19 protein-coding genes are annotated in these 16,811 nt (G+C 58.8%); 11 read left to right on the top strand and 8 right to left on the bottom strand.

Going from position 1 to position 16,811, the window contains the following annotated elements; genetic code table 11:
* The first annotated feature begins 69 nt into the window (after positions 1–69).
* The 4 genes from ACI5FR_RS28280 to ACI5FR_RS28265 all read left to right on the top strand — a co-directional run bounded on the left by ACI5FR_RS28280 (position 70) and on the right by ACI5FR_RS28265 (position 3,482).
* Positions 70–819, top strand: a complete 750-nt coding sequence (locus ACI5FR_RS28280) for a class I SAM-dependent methyltransferase (protein ID WP_405460767.1) — start codon at positions 70–72, stop codon at positions 817–819.
* A 146-nt stretch (positions 820–965) separates the two neighbouring features.
* Positions 966–2,639 (top strand): ribonuclease J, encoded by a 1,674-nt coding sequence (locus ACI5FR_RS28275; protein WP_405460765.1) that lies wholly within the window; start codon positions 966–968, stop codon positions 2,637–2,639.
* A gap of 2 nt (positions 2,640–2,641) precedes the next feature.
* Positions 2,642–2,818, top strand: coding sequence for a hypothetical protein (locus ACI5FR_RS28270; protein WP_405460763.1), 177 nt, complete (start codon positions 2,642–2,644; stop codon positions 2,816–2,818).
* 163 nt (positions 2,819–2,981) lie between these two features.
* The gene (locus ACI5FR_RS28265; protein ID WP_405460762.1) at positions 2,982–3,482 is read left to right on the top strand and encodes a hypothetical protein; all 501 of its coding nucleotides are present in this window, start codon (positions 2,982–2,984) and stop codon (positions 3,480–3,482) included.
* Positions 3,483–3,565: 83 nt separating this feature from the next.
* Here the strand turns inward: ACI5FR_RS28265 and ACI5FR_RS28260 are convergent, their stop codons facing one another.
* The 3 genes from ACI5FR_RS28260 to ACI5FR_RS28250 form a co-directional block, all read right to left on the bottom strand.
* Positions 3,566–4,213: a nitroreductase family protein gene (locus ACI5FR_RS28260; protein WP_405460760.1), complete on the bottom strand. Its 648-nt coding sequence runs from the start codon at positions 4,211–4,213 to the stop codon at positions 3,566–3,568.
* A gap of 109 nt (positions 4,214–4,322) precedes the next feature.
* Positions 4,323–5,084 carry an ABC transporter permease gene (locus ACI5FR_RS28255; protein WP_405460758.1) on the bottom strand — a complete coding sequence of 254 codons (762 nt, stop codon included), beginning with the start codon at positions 5,082–5,084 and terminating at the stop codon, positions 4,323–4,325.
* The gene (locus ACI5FR_RS28250; protein WP_405460756.1) at positions 5,077–6,009 is read right to left on the bottom strand and encodes an ABC transporter ATP-binding protein; all 933 of its coding nucleotides are present in this window, start codon (positions 6,007–6,009) and stop codon (positions 5,077–5,079) included. The genes ACI5FR_RS28255 and ACI5FR_RS28250 overlap by 8 nt, the downstream gene beginning before the upstream one ends.
* A 178-nt stretch (positions 6,010–6,187) precedes the next feature.
* Here ACI5FR_RS28250 and ACI5FR_RS28245 point away from each other — a divergent pair, with 178 nt between their 5' ends.
* Complete coding sequence (locus tag ACI5FR_RS28245) at positions 6,188–6,679, top strand: hypothetical protein (RefSeq protein WP_405460754.1); 492 nt, start codon at positions 6,188–6,190, stop codon at positions 6,677–6,679.
* 58 nt (positions 6,680–6,737) lie between these two features.
* Here ACI5FR_RS28245 and ACI5FR_RS28240 read toward each other — a convergent pair whose 3' ends face one another.
* From ACI5FR_RS28240 to ACI5FR_RS28225, 4 genes are all read right to left on the bottom strand, one after another.
* Positions 6,738–7,910, bottom strand: coding sequence for a hypothetical protein (locus tag ACI5FR_RS28240; RefSeq protein ID WP_405460751.1), 1,173 nt, complete (start codon positions 7,908–7,910; stop codon positions 6,738–6,740).
* A 117-nt stretch (positions 7,911–8,027) separates the two neighbouring features.
* Positions 8,028–8,525 carry a phage tail protein gene (locus tag ACI5FR_RS28235; RefSeq protein ID WP_405460749.1) on the bottom strand — a complete coding sequence of 166 codons (498 nt, stop codon included), beginning with the start codon at positions 8,523–8,525 and terminating at the stop codon, positions 8,028–8,030.
* Between the two features lie 54 nt (positions 8,526–8,579).
* Positions 8,580–9,794: an MFS transporter gene (locus tag ACI5FR_RS28230; protein WP_405460747.1), complete on the bottom strand. Its 1,215-nt coding sequence runs from the start codon at positions 9,792–9,794 to the stop codon at positions 8,580–8,582.
* A gap of 6 nt (positions 9,795–9,800) precedes the next feature.
* A complete protein-coding gene (locus ACI5FR_RS28225) occupies positions 9,801–11,141 on the bottom strand; it encodes an MATE family efflux transporter (RefSeq protein ID WP_405460745.1) in 1,341 nt (446 codons plus the stop codon).
* Between the two features lie 187 nt (positions 11,142–11,328).
* Between ACI5FR_RS28225 and ACI5FR_RS28220 the strand changes: the two genes are divergently transcribed.
* From ACI5FR_RS28220 to pfkA, 3 genes are all read left to right on the top strand, one after another.
* Positions 11,329–11,643 (top strand): hypothetical protein, encoded by a 315-nt coding sequence (locus ACI5FR_RS28220; protein WP_405460742.1) that lies wholly within the window; start codon positions 11,329–11,331, stop codon positions 11,641–11,643.
* A 91-nt stretch (positions 11,644–11,734) separates the two neighbouring features.
* On the top strand, positions 11,735–12,826 hold the full coding sequence (locus ACI5FR_RS28215) for a tetraprenyl-beta-curcumene synthase family protein (RefSeq protein WP_405460739.1): 1,092 nt from the start codon (positions 11,735–11,737) through the stop codon (positions 12,824–12,826).
* A 1-nt stretch (position 12,827) separates the two neighbouring features.
* Complete coding sequence (gene pfkA / locus ACI5FR_RS28210) at positions 12,828–13,796, top strand: 6-phosphofructokinase (RefSeq protein WP_405460738.1); 969 nt, start codon at positions 12,828–12,830, stop codon at positions 13,794–13,796.
* A gap of 104 nt (positions 13,797–13,900) precedes the next feature.
* On the opposite strand, the gene ACI5FR_RS28205 is transcribed toward pfkA, so the two are convergent.
* On the bottom strand, positions 13,901–14,335 hold the full coding sequence (locus ACI5FR_RS28205; protein WP_405460735.1) for a peroxiredoxin: 435 nt from the start codon (positions 14,333–14,335) through the stop codon (positions 13,901–13,903).
* A 186-nt stretch (positions 14,336–14,521) separates the two neighbouring features.
* Between ACI5FR_RS28205 and ACI5FR_RS28200 the strand changes: the two genes are divergently transcribed.
* Genes ACI5FR_RS28200 through ACI5FR_RS28190 form a run of 3 tightly spaced genes read left to right on the top strand, consistent with a single transcriptional unit; the run spans position 14,522 to position 16,809 of the window.
* Positions 14,522–14,905 (top strand): GntR family transcriptional regulator, encoded by a 384-nt coding sequence (locus ACI5FR_RS28200; RefSeq protein WP_405460733.1) that lies wholly within the window; start codon positions 14,522–14,524, stop codon positions 14,903–14,905.
* A 1-nt stretch (position 14,906) separates the two neighbouring features.
* Positions 14,907–15,791: an ABC transporter ATP-binding protein gene (locus ACI5FR_RS28195; protein WP_405460732.1), complete on the top strand. Its 885-nt coding sequence runs from the start codon at positions 14,907–14,909 to the stop codon at positions 15,789–15,791.
* Positions 15,781–16,809 carry an ABC transporter permease gene (locus ACI5FR_RS28190; protein WP_405460730.1) on the top strand — a complete coding sequence of 343 codons (1,029 nt, stop codon included), beginning with the start codon at positions 15,781–15,783 and terminating at the stop codon, positions 16,807–16,809. Before ACI5FR_RS28195 ends, ACI5FR_RS28190 begins: the two co-directional genes overlap by 11 nt.
* Positions 16,810–16,811: the final 2 nt, after the last annotated feature.

Below are 16,811 nucleotides of genomic sequence, written 5' to 3'. Positions count from 1 at the left end.
CCCGTATGGAGATACGGGCGTTGAGCCGAGCCGAGCAAGAAATCATGAGATGAGGAGAGCTGAGAAGAGATGCATGAAGCGATGCGAGAAAAGAGTTCTTTGAAGCAGGAGCATTATGAACAATTGGGCGTGGCGATGACTTGCCGCTCCTATGCCGAGTACGCGAGGATGTTCGACCTGAGCCCGGAGCGACTGTTCCGGGGGCCTGTGCTGGACGTGGCGGCCGGGGCGTCGTCGTTTGCGGCAGAGGCCGAACGGCTAGGTGTAGAGGTAACGGCGGCGGACCCGCTGTATTCGATGGCGCCGGTGCTGATCCGGGAGAAGGGCTTGGCGGAGATCGAGACGTCAACCGGCAAGCTGGCGGCGCTGCAGCATCGTTTCGACTGGAGCTATTACGGCTCGATCGACGAGCACCGGGCGGGACGCGAGCGGTCGCTGGAACGGTTTTATGAGCATTTCTCGCGAATACCCGACCGGTATGCGCCGGCGTATCTGCCGCATCTGCCGTTCGCAGACGGCGAATTTTCGCTAGTGTTGTGCAGTCACTTCCTGTTCCTGTACCAGGAGCAGTTCGATGCCGCCTTCCACGAAGCGGCCTTGCTCGAGCTGATGCGCGTGTGCCGCCAGGATGGAGAAGCCCGGGTATATCCGCTGCTCTCGCTCCGATGGGAGCGATACCCTCAGCTCGATGAGCTGATGCAGACGCTCGAGCGGAGGGGAATTGAATGCCGGCTGGAGCGGTCGCACTTGCCGTTCATCCCGGGTTCGAGCGAAATGCTCGTCATGCGGCATCTGCCGCGCGAGATTGAACAGGAATAGCTAGGAACGTCTTTACGGAGTTAGTCGGATTAAAGCCGGCTAACTCCTTTTGCTTTTCGACATATTCTCAGGCACTTTCTCGTGCATAAACTGTCCGCTCCCAGGGGAAACCATGAATTGACAGTTGCATAAGGAGCGTGCTGCGCATGAAGCCAACGAAACAACAGCTATCCATCTTCGCCCTAGGCGGCATTAGCGAGATCGGGAAGAACATGTACGTCATTCAATATGCGGACGACATCGTCGTCGTGGACTGCGGCTCGAAGTTCCCGGACGAGAACCTGCTCGGGGTTGACCTGATCGTCCCAGACATTACCTACTTGCTCGAACACGCGGATCAAGTCCGGGGCATGATCGTGACGCATGGCCACGAGGATCATATCGGCGGGATCCCCTATATTCTGAAGCAGCTAAACATGCCGGTCTATGCGACCCGCCTCACGCTCGGGCTGATCGAGTCGAAGCTGCGCGAGCACGGCTTGCTGAGGAGCACCGAGCTGTACGAGATCAATGCGGACTCTAGTCTGGACCTCGGGTCTCTCACCCTCAGCTTTTTCCGCACGAACCACAGCATCCCGGATTGCCTGGGAGTCGTGTTCGATACGCCGGAAGGAACGGTCGTACATACGGGCGACTTCAAATTCGACATGTCCCCCGTGAACGAGCAGTATCCCGACGTACATCGCATGGCGGATATCGGCCGAAACGGCGTGCTCGTCTTGCTGTCCGAGAGCACGAACGCCGAGCGACCGGGCTTCACCCCATCCGAGCGCATGGTCGGCGAGCATCTCGAGGAAGCGTTCCGCAAGGCGGACGGGAAGCTGTTCGTCTGCACGTTCGCCTCGAACGTGCACCGGCTCCAGCAGGTGATCGACGCCGCGATCAAGACGAACCGCAAGCTCGCGCTGCTCGGGCGCAGCATGGTGAACGTCGTGTCGATCGCCGCCGAGCTCGGGTATTTGACCGTCCCCGAAGGGATGCTGATCGAGGCAAGCGACGTGCACCGTTATGCGCCGGAATCCGTCGCCGTGCTGTGCACGGGCAGCCAGGGCGAGCCGATGGCGGCTCTCGCCCGTCTGGCGAATGGGAGCCACCGGCAAGTGGCGGTCGAGCCGGGCGACACGGTCATCATCGCCGCCACGCCGATCCCGGGCAACGAGCGCAATGTCGCGCGCATCGTCGACCTGCTGTTCCAGATGCGGGCCAAGGTCATCTACGGCTCCGGCTCAATGACCGGCATGCACGTCTCCGGCCACGGCAGCCAGGAGGAGCTGAAGCTGATGCTGACGCTGATGAAGCCCCGCTATTTCATTCCGATTCACGGGGAGTACCGGATGCTCTCGCTGCATACTCAATTGGCGGAAGCGGTCGGGGTACGGAAGGACAACATTTTCATTATGGGCAATGGCGACGTGGTCGATCTCCACAACGGGCGAGCCTGGCAGACGCGCAAAATTCCGACGGGCAACACCCTCGTGGACGGACTCGGTATCGGCGATGTCGGCAATATCGTCCTGCGGGACCGCAAGCATCTGTCGGAGGACGGCATCCTGATCGTCGTCATTACGCTTAGCAAGGCCGAGACCAAGCTGCTGTCCGGACCGGATCTGATCTCTAGGGGGTTCGTATACGTACGCGAATCGGAGGGACTGATGGAGGAAGCGAACCGACTGGCGTTGAGGGCGTTCCACCAATGGCTGGAGTCGGGCTCCAATCAGAGCGGGATGCTGAAGCAGATGATTAAGGAATCGCTGGGCCAGTTCCTGTACGGGCAGACGAAGAGGAGACCGATGATCGTCCCCATTCTCATTCAGGTGTAAGTTTGTATTGCCGCCTCCTTTCAACATATGGTACGATTTGGTCGCTAATTGCCGCCTACAACCGGCTGGGCACCGCGGAGAAGGGGAGGCTCACCGATCCGTTCGCCGGGCACTCCATCGGCCGCGCGTTCCAGATCAAAGGTCTGGCTTATGCGGCCCGATGGGTGTCCCGGGGCTAACGGGAGGAGAAAGAAGACTGGACTTTGGTCCAGGTCAAGGGCAATCCGCGGAAGGAGGACTTCCGCCGCGCCGCTATGGTATGATCAAGCCATGGAAACGGGCGTTGCCGCAGGGCGGATGCTCTTGGCGGATGCTCATGATGGATGGAAAAGGAGGTGCAGTATGAAGATTCGCATGATATTGGGCGTCGTCCTGATGTTCCTGGGCGCCTACATGTTCCTGAATCAGGATGGGTCGTACGGGCCGGGGTCGATATTCGCTTATTTCTGGCCGAGCTTGTTCGTCATTCCGGTCGGGCTGTTCTTCCACTGGATGTATTTTTTCATGGTGGGGCGCAAGGGCGTCGGTATGCTTATCCCCGGCGGTATTTTGCTGACGGCAGGTTTCGTATGCCAAGTCGCGATGCTGTTCGACAGCTGGTTCTACATGTGGCCGGGCTTTCTCGCCGCCGTGGCGATCGGGCTGCTCGAGTTTTACTGGTTCGGCGACCGCAACCGGTGGTTGTTGATTCCAATCAATATTTTGATCGTGCTCTCATTGATCTTTTTCCTTGTTTTCTCGGCCGGAGCGTTCTTGGACCAAATGTCCGGACAACCGATCGTCGCCATCGCGATCCTGGTTGTAGGCGCGCTCATGCTAGTAGGGCGTAAGAAGCAATACTGATTCGAGGAAGAATGAAACGCCAAAAAGGGACTGCCGTTTAAGGGCAGTCCCTTTTTGGTCTTACGATTGCCGTGGTACGGCATTCACTCGATAATCGTCAGAATCTCCTCGACTTCCTTGCGAGGCAAGCGGCCCGGGCGCTCGGACGGGTGGCCGAGCGAGATGACCATGTTGATCTCGCGGGTCGCGTCGATGCCCAGGTACTCGCGCAGCCGATCGGCGGCGAGCAGCACCGGCCCGGTCATCGGGCAAGTCGCGAGGCCGCGGGCGTGGGCCGCCAGCATCAAGTTCTGCGACGCGAGGCAGCTGCTCTTGATCCCTTCCTCGGCCCAAACCGCGTCGTCCACGAGGGCGATCGGGTCGAAGATGCGCTCCCGGAACTTGGAATTGTACGGGGTCGCGAGGCACACGATCAGGACGGGAGCGTCGGAGAAAGCGGTCGCGTAAGGGCCGAACGACTTCGTCAGCAGCCGGGCTTCCTTGCTGAGTCCACGTTCCTCCGCCGCCGCCGCACGTTTGTGCAGCTCCTCCCACGTGATCGCCTCGATCTCCTTGATTTTCTCTTTATTCATCACCGCGACGAATTCCCACGTCTGGGAGTTCGTATCACTGGGCGCATACCGCGCGCAGTCGATGAGCTCCCGGATGTCTTCCGCGCTGACCGGCTCGTCGGTAAATTTGCGAACGCTTCTGCGCTCCAGCACAATATGTTTGAAATCCTCGTAATGCATCGCTTGGTTCCGCCTCTTTCAATGAAGTGATCTGCCATGGATGTTGTGACCAGGTCCTAAAACACAACCTCCATTATAGCGGAATCGCGAAGCCTTGTACACCTCGCGCCTAGCCGGCCACGTCCCGCTTGCTGAATACCGTCCAGGACAACGCGACGAAGACGATGTAGTACACGGCGAGCATCGTAAGCGAGAACGGCAGTGTCATGCCCTCGAGCATCGGCTTGTGCCCGGCCGCATACTGCGACAGATCGGTGTTGGCGAACAGGATGTACTTGGCCCAGCTGTATTTCAGCTGTACGAGCACCTGCATGACCGTACCGGAGAGAAACGTCAGGATGAACGTCAGCGCGATAGCCAGTACGCTGCTACGGAATACGGACGAGATCATGAAGGCGAACGTCAAGTTCATGAACAGGTCGATCATGGTATAGCCGTACGCTTGGAGGACGCTCAGCATCGTAAGGTTGCCGGCATCGCCGTTCCCGAAGAAAATCAGCCCGACGATTGCCGTCGCGATGTAGTTCACGACGAGCAGCAGCAGCAAGTACAGAAGTGCGGCAATGTATTTGGACAGCAAAATTTTGGAGCGGGTCGCCGGTCGAATGAGCAGCAGCTTGATCGTCCCCCAGGTGAACTCCCCGGCTACGATCTCGGCGGTGACGACTACGGAGAAGATGAACACGAACATGGTGAAGTTTTTGCCGATGTTCATGAATTCGACCATGCTGCTCTCGCCGTCCCCGACCGTCTTCATGATGATCGCGACGACAAGGGCGATGACGAGCAGCATCCCCATCATGATCCAGTTGCGCGGTCGGCGGTAAATCTTCATGTTCTCATTCTGAATGAGCGCGAACAGATTAGACAATTTGGCCCCCCCTTGTCAGCTCCAGGAATTTGTCCTCCAGCGTCATGGAGGCGGCTTTCACCGAGTAAATGCGCACATTGCCCTGTACGAGCTGCTGGATCGCGTTTGGGATCTGCTCCCGCTGCAAGTACAACGTGACGCCTTCCTGCGTGACGGCGGCTTCTCCAACGGTGACCGTATCGGTGAGCAGATGGATGGCCCGCTGAGGCTCGTCTACCTCGAAGACGACGAGTCGGGCTTCGTCGGTCTGCTGCTGCACCATTTCGCGCATCGCCTGGACGTTGACAAGCTTGCCGTTCTGGATAATGGCCACGCGGTCGCACATCAGCTCCATCTCCGACAGCAGATGGCTGGAGACGATGATGGCCGTCCCTTCGGTGCGGGCGAGCTGGCGCAAGTAGTCGCGTAGCTCGCGGATCCCCTCCGGATCGAGGCCGTTCGTAGGCTCGTCCAGGATCAGCACGTCCGGCCGGTGCAGAATCGCTTGCGCGACGCCGAGACGCTGCCGCATCCCGAGGGAGTACGTCTTCACCTTGTCGTGGATCCGGTTCTCGAGCTTGACCAGCCGGACCACTTCGTCGATCCGCTCCTTCGTAATCCCCGGCATCATCCGAGCGAAGTGTATAAGATTTTGGTAACCGGTCAGAAATTTGTACAGCTCCGGGTTTTCGACGATGGCCCCGATGTGCTTCATCGCCTGCTCGAAATTGCGGCTCACGTCGATGCCGTTCACGAGCACCTGGCCTTCCGTCATGGAGATGAGGCCGACCATCATGCGGATCGTGGTCGTTTTCCCGGCGCCGTTGGGTCCTAGAAAGCCGAACACTTCGCCCCTCGGAACATCGAAAGTTAAGTGATCGACGATCGTCTTGCTGCCAATCCGCTTCGTAACGTTGCGCAATTGGACTACGATTTCTTGCGACATAGCGAACCTCCTGATACAATCTGCACGGTTGTGCGAACCCCCTGGGAAGGGGTCGTCTATACGATTCGATTCGGGGTGATGAAATTCCTGCCATCTCCTTATTTTCCCCGTTTTCGCGGAATCTAAAATATGGTATGTTTATGGTGAAATGGACACTGGGCTAAGGTCGTGATCGGTCGTGGAGACGACAGTGCAGACGGCAGTGAAGACGTCTAAAAGGGAAACTTGGCAATCCCTAGGGATCATTGCGGTATTTATTTTCGGTTTATCCATTTACCTGCAGGCCAACAAGCCCGACCTGTGGAAGGTGACGGACTCGTTCCAGATCGGAAGGATGACCCTTTACGGACATGAGGGCAAGTTCGGGATCGTCAAAGTCTCGAATCCGACCGACACGCTGTTCAAGGCGAACCGCGGCGGCCTCTATTATTTGTATTTCTGGGGGCGCGAATCGGACATGACCGGCAAGTACAAGCTGACCGCCACGCATAAGGACAGCGGACAGACCGTACAGCTGTATGAATGGCCGATTACGAAAGGTTCGAATGACGCCGGAGCGACGGCTCAGAGCGGAGGCCGGTTCGGCTTATCCTCTCCGGGACTGTGGAAGCTGGAAGTGTTCTTGAACGACAAACCGTTCGACAAGCTGATCGTAGATGTGAAGCCATAAGGAAGCAAAGACGGCCAACGTGCAGACGTTGGCCGTTTTATTTGGAGATGAGGTTGCACTAGAAGAGGAATAATGCTTCGGGTTCCGGTGTGACGGTTTGCAGCACTTGGCCGGCTTGCCCCGGCCCGGCGGCAACAGGGGGTTGCCCCGTTACGGGAGTGCCGCCGCCATTGCCGCCGTTCCCGCCATTCGCGCCGCCGCCTCCGCCGATCGTGATGAGGCCGGTAACGCCTGAAGCGTTGGCTCCGCCTTGACCGCCGTTAACTTGCAGCGTTCCGGTAACGGCCGGAGGACTGGAAGAGAGGAGATAAATGATGCCCCCTCCTCCTCCTCCGCCGCCGCCTTCGCCGTCTCCTCCGTTGCCATCCCAGCCATCGGCACCGTCCCCGCCGCTTGCATCGAGCGTACCCGCGATCGTCATCGCCTGTTTCGACGCGATCACGAGGGTCCCGCCCGCCCCGCCGCCGCTTCCGACAATGCCCCTGCCGGGCGTCTGCGGATTCGTCCCGTCGCGGCCAGCGGCGGACACCACGGCTCCGCTGGCGATTTGGATCGGGCCTTGGGCCAGCAGCGTCAGTCCTCCTCCGCCTTCACCGCCTCCGCCTAGAAGCACCCGGCTCCCCGCCCCGCCCGCAACGGCGGAAGAGAGAATCCGGGTCGATTGCAGGGGGCTGAGCCCGATGCCCCCGTTATAGGGCCCGGCATCCGCAAGCGAGACGCCGGGATTCGGGGTGCCCTTCCCGGAGTCTTGGGCGCCCGGCAGGATCACGATGGATCCAGTGACGACGACCGGACCTGTGGATTGGAGCACGAGTCCGCTAGGAAGAATCAACGTGCCGGCGATTTCAATTCTGGAGAACTGCAGGTTAGAGCCGGCCGGTAGAGTTGCCGCCCCGCTAGGTGTACTTAGATCCAGCACCTGTCCGGCCGGGACGATCAGCTCGCCGGCCGAGCCGTTCCCGTAAGCGGCCTGTGTCCCGGAAGCACCTTGCGGTCCCGCAGGGCCGGCCGGGCCCTGCGGTCCGGCTGCGCCGATCCGCCCTCTGCGTCCCCGCAGGCCCCGCGGGCCCCGAATGCAGCAGATAGAGCGAAGGCGGCGGCCATGGAGCTTTTTCAGTTTGCCTTTCCGGCAAATCCATTTGCATCGCAGCTTTCGGACCGTTCTCGGGCTGCGGCATTTATGGAGTTTAACCTTTTTACGGACTACGCGTTTTCGTGTGCAGCTGGGCACAACACTCAAGCCCCCCTTATCCGTCATTTGTCTCAGTGTATGCGGCGGAGGGGGACTAGACTTGGTCAAGTGACTAGGGGAGGCGCCTGTTTTCCGCTTGTTCCGGCGCTACATGAACTAGGGTCGGGGCGGGAATGAGCCCTCCAACGCGATGCAGAAATTCAAGGTCAGGAAAGGCTGCATATTGTTGTGCGGCTGGTTGCCGCCGACCGAAGCGATCGCGGCGGGATTCATCGGAGCGTTAACGGTTTCGTGATAGGCAAGGTTATTGGCGAGCGCCCATGTCCGGTTGACCGGCAGGGCGCTGTTGGCACCGTCCGTGCTGCCCATCGCGTCATGTGAATGGCTAGGCAGTTCGGGTACGCTGAGGGTATGGGTCGGCTCGCCCCCGGACTGGCCGACGACGAAGCCGCCCCCCTGACCGATCGGGACGCGTCCCCGCAGATCGGGCAAGGCGAAGTGCGTCGTCCCGTTCCCGCCGTATTGCGTTCCCAGCAACGAGAATAAGGCGGTATTCGAGCTGATCGGCAGCAGTTGACCATCGCAGAGCGCCCAACCGTCAGGGGCGAAATTAAAGCCGAATATACGAATCTCGCCAATATAAGGATCCGGCACGGCTGATCCCTCCTGTTTTTGTGAGCAGTATATGCGCCCTGGACGGAACTGTTGCTACTGATCGCGCGAGCGGAAGTAGGTGAGGAAGAAACAGACACTGGCGATGAGGGCGCAGCACGCCGCCACTCGGTACATCACATGAGGCCCCCAAGCGTCGAAGATCCAGCCGCCGATGATCCCGCTCGCGAGACCGGCCATACACGACCAGACGACGGCGTAGATCGCTTGTCCGGTCGCCCGGAACCGGTCCGGGATGAGCTGCATCATGTACCGGAGCGCGGTGAACAGGAAGATGCCGAAGGAGAAGCTGTGCATCAGCTGCAGCGGGATGATCCATTCCGGCTGGGTCACGAAGCTGACGAGCGTGAAGCGCACGGTGTAGACGAGGCCGGCTATCATGAGCAGCGGGAGCTCCTTGTACTTGTGCCCGTGCTTGCTCAGGAAGAAGAACACCGGGATCTCGCTAAGCGCGGAAGCGGTCCACGCCCAGCCGACGATCGAATCGCTCGCTCCCAGCTCGCGCAAGTACAAGGCAAGGAAGCCGTCATTCATCCGGTGTGCGATCGACAGGATGAAGATCATGACGAGGAACCAGAGAAAGCGCCGGGAGCCGATCACTTGGCCGAAGCCGGCGAATTGGATCTTGCCGGAGCTGCTGCCCGTCCGGTCGCGCAGCAGTGCTGCGAGTACGAGTGAGAGGGTGATCGTCCCCATCGTCAGCGTCATCGTATATTGGATGCCGATCTGCTTCAGCAGCATGCCGAACACAAGCGCTGAGAACGCGAAGCCGAGCGAGCCCCAGACGCGGAAGGAGGCATAGCTTTTGCGCGAATCCTTGATCGTAAGCATGATCAGGCTGTCGTTCAAGGGGTTGATCGGCGTTTGAAAAAAGTAGAAGAACGTCATCAGCGTATACAGGAGCGCCAGCGTATCGATGTTGATCAACAGCAGCATAACGATCAGCTGTCCGGCCAGCATAACGATGAGCCATTTTTTGATCGTCTGGTACTTGTCGCTGAGCAGCCCCCAGAACAAGTTGGCGAAGATCCCGACCAACGGACCGATGGAGTACAGGGCGCCGATCTGGATTTTGCTGTAGCCCTTATAGTTGAAGTAGAGCGGGAAGAAGGACACCGTCAGCGCCATGGTCAAGTAGAAGGCGAACGAGAACATACGCAGGATCGCTTCATCGCGGATTGTAGGGAGACGATGTTCGCCCGCGGCGGCAGCCGGCAAAGATTTACGGTTTGATACGGGTGTAGAAGACATGATCAATCATCCTTTATGCGAAGTAAGGCCGGTCGCCAGGTTGCGTTCGGCTTTTCTCGATGCGGCACGCAGTACGAACAGGACGACCCCGATCTCGGCCACTAGTCCGAGCGATTGCGACAGGGAGCCGATCATCCCGTTCCATTCCGGAGCGAGCACAATGCACGCGATTAGCGTAGTCAAGGTCACGACGATGTTCGCCGTCTGGGAGAACAGCATGATTCGCGTCTCCCCGCGCAGGAGTACGATGCCGTTGCAAAAGTCGAGCCAAGGAAAGACGAGCTCGTACAACATAAAAATACGGAGCGCATACAGACTGGCCGTCATTAACCGTTCGTTCACGCCCATGACATGCTCCATGAACCACGGCCCGACGGGCGTGTAGCCCAAAATGCCGATCAGGAGCGGCGGAATCAAACTGAGCAGGGTAGCGAACCGCAGCACGATTCTTTTGTCCCGGCGATAAAAATTCAGCACGATCTGGTGCATATAGGAAAAGAAGCTGTGCACGAGCTGCGCCAGGCTGGCGGCAATGGCGAACGAGGCGACGGCCAGCTCGAAGTCGGACGTTTTGCCCAGCAGCGCATTAATGGAAGGGCCGACTAAAATGACGATCAGGGAGGAGAACAGCAGCGGCCGGTAAAACTGAAAAATTTGCTTCGGCTTCTCCACCGGGTGATCCTTCAGCTTCTCCGGCAGCGAACGGGCGACCTTCCGGCCTTCCCAGACGCTGACCCCGGCTTCGATCATCATGCCGACGAGGAAGATGATGGCCCCGACTTGCCCGCTCGTCACCCGATCGGTCTGGATGAAGAACAGCGACAGCGCGTACATGGCGGCCAATCGGACGATCATCCCGATCGTCAGCCATTTGGTCCGCATGTTGCTGATGATGATGCCGTGGTACAGGCAGCGAATGGCGGAGAAGATCGAGACGAACATCAGCACGCGATACACGTTCAGGATGCGACTCAATAAGGCTTCGTCCGCACCGAAGGCGTGCAGGAAAATCCACCGGCCGACCGGGGTGTAAGAGAGGATGAGCCCTCCTGCGGCCATGGCGAGAATCATGTAAACGGCGATGACGCTCATCGCCCGGAACGAGATGCGGTCGCGCACGAGCGCCGAGCACGTCTGGCGCAGCAGAATTGCCGGCCGCTCGATAATGCCGAGCATGCTGAGGCCGATGGCGTAGCTGGCGATGATCGTCTCCGGATGCGCGGAGCGGGCGAGCGTGCTGTTGATGATGACGTGCGAGATCGTGACGAGACTGGCCGACAAGCCGAGCGGGATAAAAAAAGCAAAAAGCTGCCTCATGGTCAGCTGCTTGCTCTCGGATTCGATCATGTTAACGTACTCCCCCAGACACCCTAAAAAGCTAATACAGATTAGTATAAATCCGCCGCTCCGATCTGGCAATAAAATGGCGGGAATTGTCGGCCAAGGATGCCTGGGTCTGCTAACATTTTTTACTTGGCGGGACGCTTGCACGCATGGTACAGTTATTCTCGGGTATATAAAGGGGTAAGAACAGATGAGAAACGTGTTTCAATACAATGATCGGCTGGGCATTGAACTGCCCGAATTGGATCGGGAGTGGGGGCAGTACAGCGAGGCGGAGCGAGCGGAGATGCTCGTTTATTGGGAGCAAATCCGCGGCCGCATTCCGGACCGGATCATGTCCCTCGAGCAAGTCATTATCCGCAAGCAGCTTCAGTTGAACGTGGAGGACGATTTCCCGCTGTCATGCGCGCTGAATCGGGAAATTGCAGAGCTGGCCAGCTGCATTACGGACTTGCACATTTGGTATCGGGTCAACCAGGAGTTTTCTTCCCGCATGCATTCGTGATCGGATCGGCGATTTGGTCTATTTGGGGCTTTGAGGGCTTTTATACTATAATAGAACCTATATCTTATCCTCGTACTGGTATGGAGGAACAATGAAAGTGACGAGATCTAGGTTCAGCTCAGCCCAAGTTCCCCGCAATCCGGTCGTTCTGATGCACCGCGTGTACCGGTACGTGCTTCCGGAGGTGCAGGCCGAGCTCGCGTCGTGGCGGGCGGTTGCCGACCGGATGCCCGATCCGGAGCTGCGCAAGCAAGCGATCGCCAGCATGACGCACAAGGCGTTCCATTGTCAGGGCGGCGCGGTCTATGCGGCGGCCAATCTCCCGATGCGCCATGTGCTGCTTCCTCTGATTGTTGCGTTTCAGACGATCAGCGATTATTTGGACAATTTGTGCGACCGGAGCACCTCGCTCGATGCGGCCGATTTTCGCCGCCTGCATCAGTCGATGCTCGATGCCGTCGATCCTTCGGCGCCGCTCAAGGACTATTATGCGTTCCGTGCGGAGCGGGAGGACGGAGGGTATTTGCACGAGCTCGTGCGGACGTGTCAATCGTGCATCGGCCGGCTGCCCGGGTATGCGCATGTGCAAGGACGCGTCGAGCGGCTGGTCGGGCTATATTGCGATTTGCAGGTGTACAAGCATATTCGCCTCGATCTGCGAGAGTCGGAGCTGCTCGGGTGGTGGGAACGCTACCGGGACTCGTACCCGGAGCTGCAATGGAATGAATTCGCCGCGGCGACGGGTTCGACGCTCGGGGTGTTTTATTTGTTCCTGGCCGCCTCGGACGAACAGCTCGACCCGGAGCAGGCGGATGTGATCATGCAGGCTTATTTTCCTTATGTGTGCGGGCTGCACATCCTGCTCGATTATTTAATCGATCAAGAGGAAGATTTGATAGGCGGGGATTTGAATTTTTGCCATTATTACGAGGATGCGGAGCTGACGGTGAACCGGTTGGCCTGGATCGCGGAGCGGGCGAGGGCGGACATCGCTTCCCTGCGCCACGCTTCGTTCCACCGCATGATTATCGAAGGCTTGCTGGCTCTCTACTTGTCCGATCCGAAGGTGAACGGGCAGCCCGAGGTCCGGGAGATGACGAAGCGGCTCATGAAGGGCAGTCCGATGACCCGGCTGTTCTTCTGGGCGAATAGTATGTGGATACGCAAGAAAGGTGGATCATGATATGTCATCCGTAAAATCAATTGCCGTTCTGACGAGCGGCGGGGATTCGCAAGGTATGAATGCGGCCGTTCGCGCGGTCGTTCGCAGCGCCCTGTTCCACGGGCTGGAAGTGTATGCGGTGCAGCGCGGGTACGCGGGACTCATCAATGACGATATTCGGCAAATGGATCTTCGCAGCGTGGGGGATATTATCCAGCGTGGGGGGACGATTCTTCAAACCGCGCGCTGCAAAGAGTTTATTACGCCCGAAGGCCAGCAGGCCGGGGCCGACAACCTTCGCCGCCGCGGGATCGACGGGCTGGTCGTCATCGGGGGCGACGGCTCGTACCAAGGCGCGAATAAGCTGAGCAAGCTGGGGATCAAGACGATGGGGCTGCCCGGAACGATCGACAACGACATCCCGTTCACGGATTACACGATCGGCTTCGACACGGCCGTCAGCATCGTCGTCGACGCAATTAACAAGCTGCGGGACACGATGAGCTCGCACGAGCGTTCTTCGGTCGTCGAAGTGATGGGCCGCCACTGCGGCGACATCGCGCTGTATGCCGGACTCGCGAGCGGGGCCGAGACGATCCTCGTGCCCGAGGTTCCGTTCAGCCTGGACGATGTCGGCAACCGGATGAAGGACAACTTCAACACCGGGAAGCGGCACAGCATCGTGGTCGTCGCGGAAGGCTACGGCAGCGCGCAAGGCGTGGCCGACCATATCAAGGAAACCCAAGGCATCGAACCGCGCGTCACGGTGCTCGGGCACATTCAACGCGGCGGGACGCCTACGCACAACGACCGCATTCTCGCGAGCCGGTTGGGCGACTTCGCCGTACGGAAGCTGATGGAGGGCGACTCCGGCAAAGCCTGCGGCGTGATCAAGGGCGAGCTGACCGTGACCGACATCGACACTGTCGTGCATGCGAAGAAGGAATTCAACCACGAGCTGTATGAGCTTTCCATGCGATTGTCGCAATAGCACTCTATACCACTAAGGCCGTCCGGACCGGGCAGCCGCATGCGAATGCGGGCTGTCCGAGCGGGACGGCCTTTTTTTGTGTCGGCTGGAGCGGCGTCTACCCTTTAAGGTTTCATCGCCGCTACAATGTCCTCCGTCGGAGGCGTGCCTTTGCGGGCGAAGGCAATGTTGCCGTCGCGTCCGATGACGTACACGATGCGCTGCTGCAGGAACAAGCCGAGCATTTTGCCGACGCCGTACGCCTTGCGGATTGATTGGTCCGCATCCGAGACGATCGGGAAGTCGTACCCGTGCTTGGCGGCGAATGCCTTGTGCGACTCGAGGCCGCCCTGGTTCACGCCGAAGACGACCGCGTCGTGCCGGGCGTAGAGCGCCTTGGAGTCGCGGACGGCGCACAGCTGCGCGGTGCAACCGGGCGTATCGTCCATTGGGTAGAAGATGAGCACAATCGGCTGCTTGCCGATGTAGTCGCTAAGCCGGATCGTTCCCATCGTGCTGTCCGCAGTGAATAGCGGGGCAGGTTGACCTACTTCGAGCATGGCGAACCCTCCTTGGTTAGTTGGAATTTACGTAGCGTATCTGGATGCGTCTATTATACCTTGTCGCGCGGGGAGGTTGCTACTTTTCGGAAGCACCTCTTGACTCCCCATGTGTATGTGTTGTACTATGTGTACTAGTTCAACTAGTACACCATACTCCGCGAGAAGGAGTTGAACGCATGAACCATGATCCAAATTAACGAAAGAAGCTTATTGCCCCTCTACGAGCAGATCGTGCAGCAGATGAAGGAGCTCATCGCGAAGGGCGTCCTGCAGGAGGGGGACAAAATCCCGTCCGTCCGCGAGCTGTCCGCCCAGCTGCTGGTCAACCCGAACACAGTCGCCAAGTCGTTCCAAGAGCTCGAGCGGCAAGGGATCATCGTCACGCACCGCGGCAAAGGCACGTTCGTGGCGAAGCGGGCCGCGGCCCCGGGCATGGAGCGCGAGCGCATCGAGCAGCTGCAGGCGGAGCTGCGTCACGTCGTCGTCGAAGCGAGGCACCTCGGCATCAGCCGGGAGCAGTTCAGCGCGTGGACGGAGGAGGAATGGAGACGGTTTGGAGGAGAATAAGATGTTAACGGTTAATGGCGTAAGAAAATCGATCGAGAACCGGATCGTGTTGGAAAACGTACATTTTGCCTTGACGCCGGGCAGCGTGGCCGGGCTGATCGGTCGCAACGGCGCCGGCAAAACGACGCTGCTCAAGACGATGGCGGGCATCCTCGATCCGGAGGCAGGCACGGTAGAGTATAACGGTAGGTCCGTACATAACGAGCCGGAGGTGAAGCGCAGCATCGTCTTCGTGCCCGATAGTCCCGAAGCGTTCTATGGTTACACGCCCCAAGACGCCGCCAAGTTCTATGGACTCATCTATCCCGACTTCGATCCGGGTTTTTTCAAGGAAACGATGGAGCGCTTCGGCTTGCCGTTCACCCGCCGCGTGCGCCAGTTCTCCAAAGGGATGCGGATGCTGTTCAACATCACGCTGGGGCTCGCCACGCGCGCCAAGGCGGTCCTCCTGGACGAGCCGACGAACGGGATCGACCCGATCGCGAAGAAGCAAGTGCTGACGCTGCTTATGGAAGCGGCGGAGGAAGGCGTGACGCTGGTCATTTCCTCCCACCTCCTGGACGAGCTGGAACGGATCACGGATACGGTGCTGCTGATGAAGGACGGGTCCATCGAACAGTCGATGTCGCTCGACACCTCCATGGGGACCGTGCTCAAGCGGCAAATCGTCTTTAAAAGCGAAGCGCCGGAAGCGTGGCTGAACAGGACGGACGTGTTCGTGCTCGACCATATCGGCCGGGTATACACGGTGTTGATTCAGACCCAGGACGGGACGGCCGCCTTGGACATCCTGAAGGGAGCGGACCCGTTGCTTAACGAATCGCTGCCCGTCAAGCTGGAGGATCTGTTCATATGGAAGCTGGGGGGTCACGCACATGTGGAGTAAGGCGCTGTGGTGGAAGGAGTACAAGCAAGTAAAATGGCTCGTCTGGCTGTTCCCGGTCGTCCACTTCGTCGCAGTGGGCCTGCAGCGGCTGGATACGTGGTATCTGGACGACGAGGAGCGCATCCGGATGCAAGTTCAATACATCACCGACGCCACGGGCGCCTACAGCAACGGCGTGATGGAGAGCACAGCCCGTGTGCTGCTCGCCATTCTGCTGGTCGTGATCGGCGGGCTTCTGGTAGGGGCGGAACGGCGCAACGGGGTGCAGGAGATGACGTTCGCTCTGCCGTATTCCAGGCAGCAGCTGTTCTGGACGAAGTGGATGTTCGGCCTCATTCTTATTGTGGGCTCCATGCTGCTGAATTCGGTATTGGACATGATTATTATGGCGAATTCGCCGGTAAGCGAATTTTTCAACCTACAATATCATCTGTTCCAATTCGTATACACGGTATTCGTCCTGATCGCGGTATACAGCACGGTCCTCTTCATCGGAGCGATCAGCGGCAGCATGGCCGCCCAGACGATCTTCACCGGTATTCTGGCGGGATTGCCAATCGGATTCTCCCTGCTGCTGCAGCAATTCCTGGACGTGCACAATCTCGAGAGGTGGACTTATACGTACTACTCGTCTGACGTGTACAGCTACGGCTGGTACAACCCATTCAACCAATTTATGGAGAACATTTCCCTGATCAAATATTTGTTCGTGGAGATGGAGCGGGAGAATTCCTACCCGATCCTCGTTCCAGCGGTCTACGCCCTCGTCTCTACGGTAGGCGGTTACGCGGCGTTTGCTTGGAATCGAGTGGAGAATAACGGCAAGCTCATGCTTTTTCGGATCGGGGAGACGGTATTGAAGATCGGCTTCGTGGTGTGCGCGTCTCTCTTGGGAGCGGCGTTCCTGAGCAGCATTTTCCGCAATGAGCTGATCTCCTACTATATCGGTCTCCTCGTCTCGATGGTGCTGAGTACGATTCTCATTCGCCGATTGACGCGGGTACGCTGGAAAATCTAGTG

This window comes from Paenibacillus sp. HJGM_3, assembly GCF_045062745.1.
Taxonomy (GTDB): domain Bacteria; phylum Bacillota; class Bacilli; order Paenibacillales; family NBRC-103111; genus Paenibacillus_AA.
The sequence above is the reverse complement of the archived record's forward strand: the minus strand, read 5'-3'. Positions and strand labels throughout refer to the sequence as shown.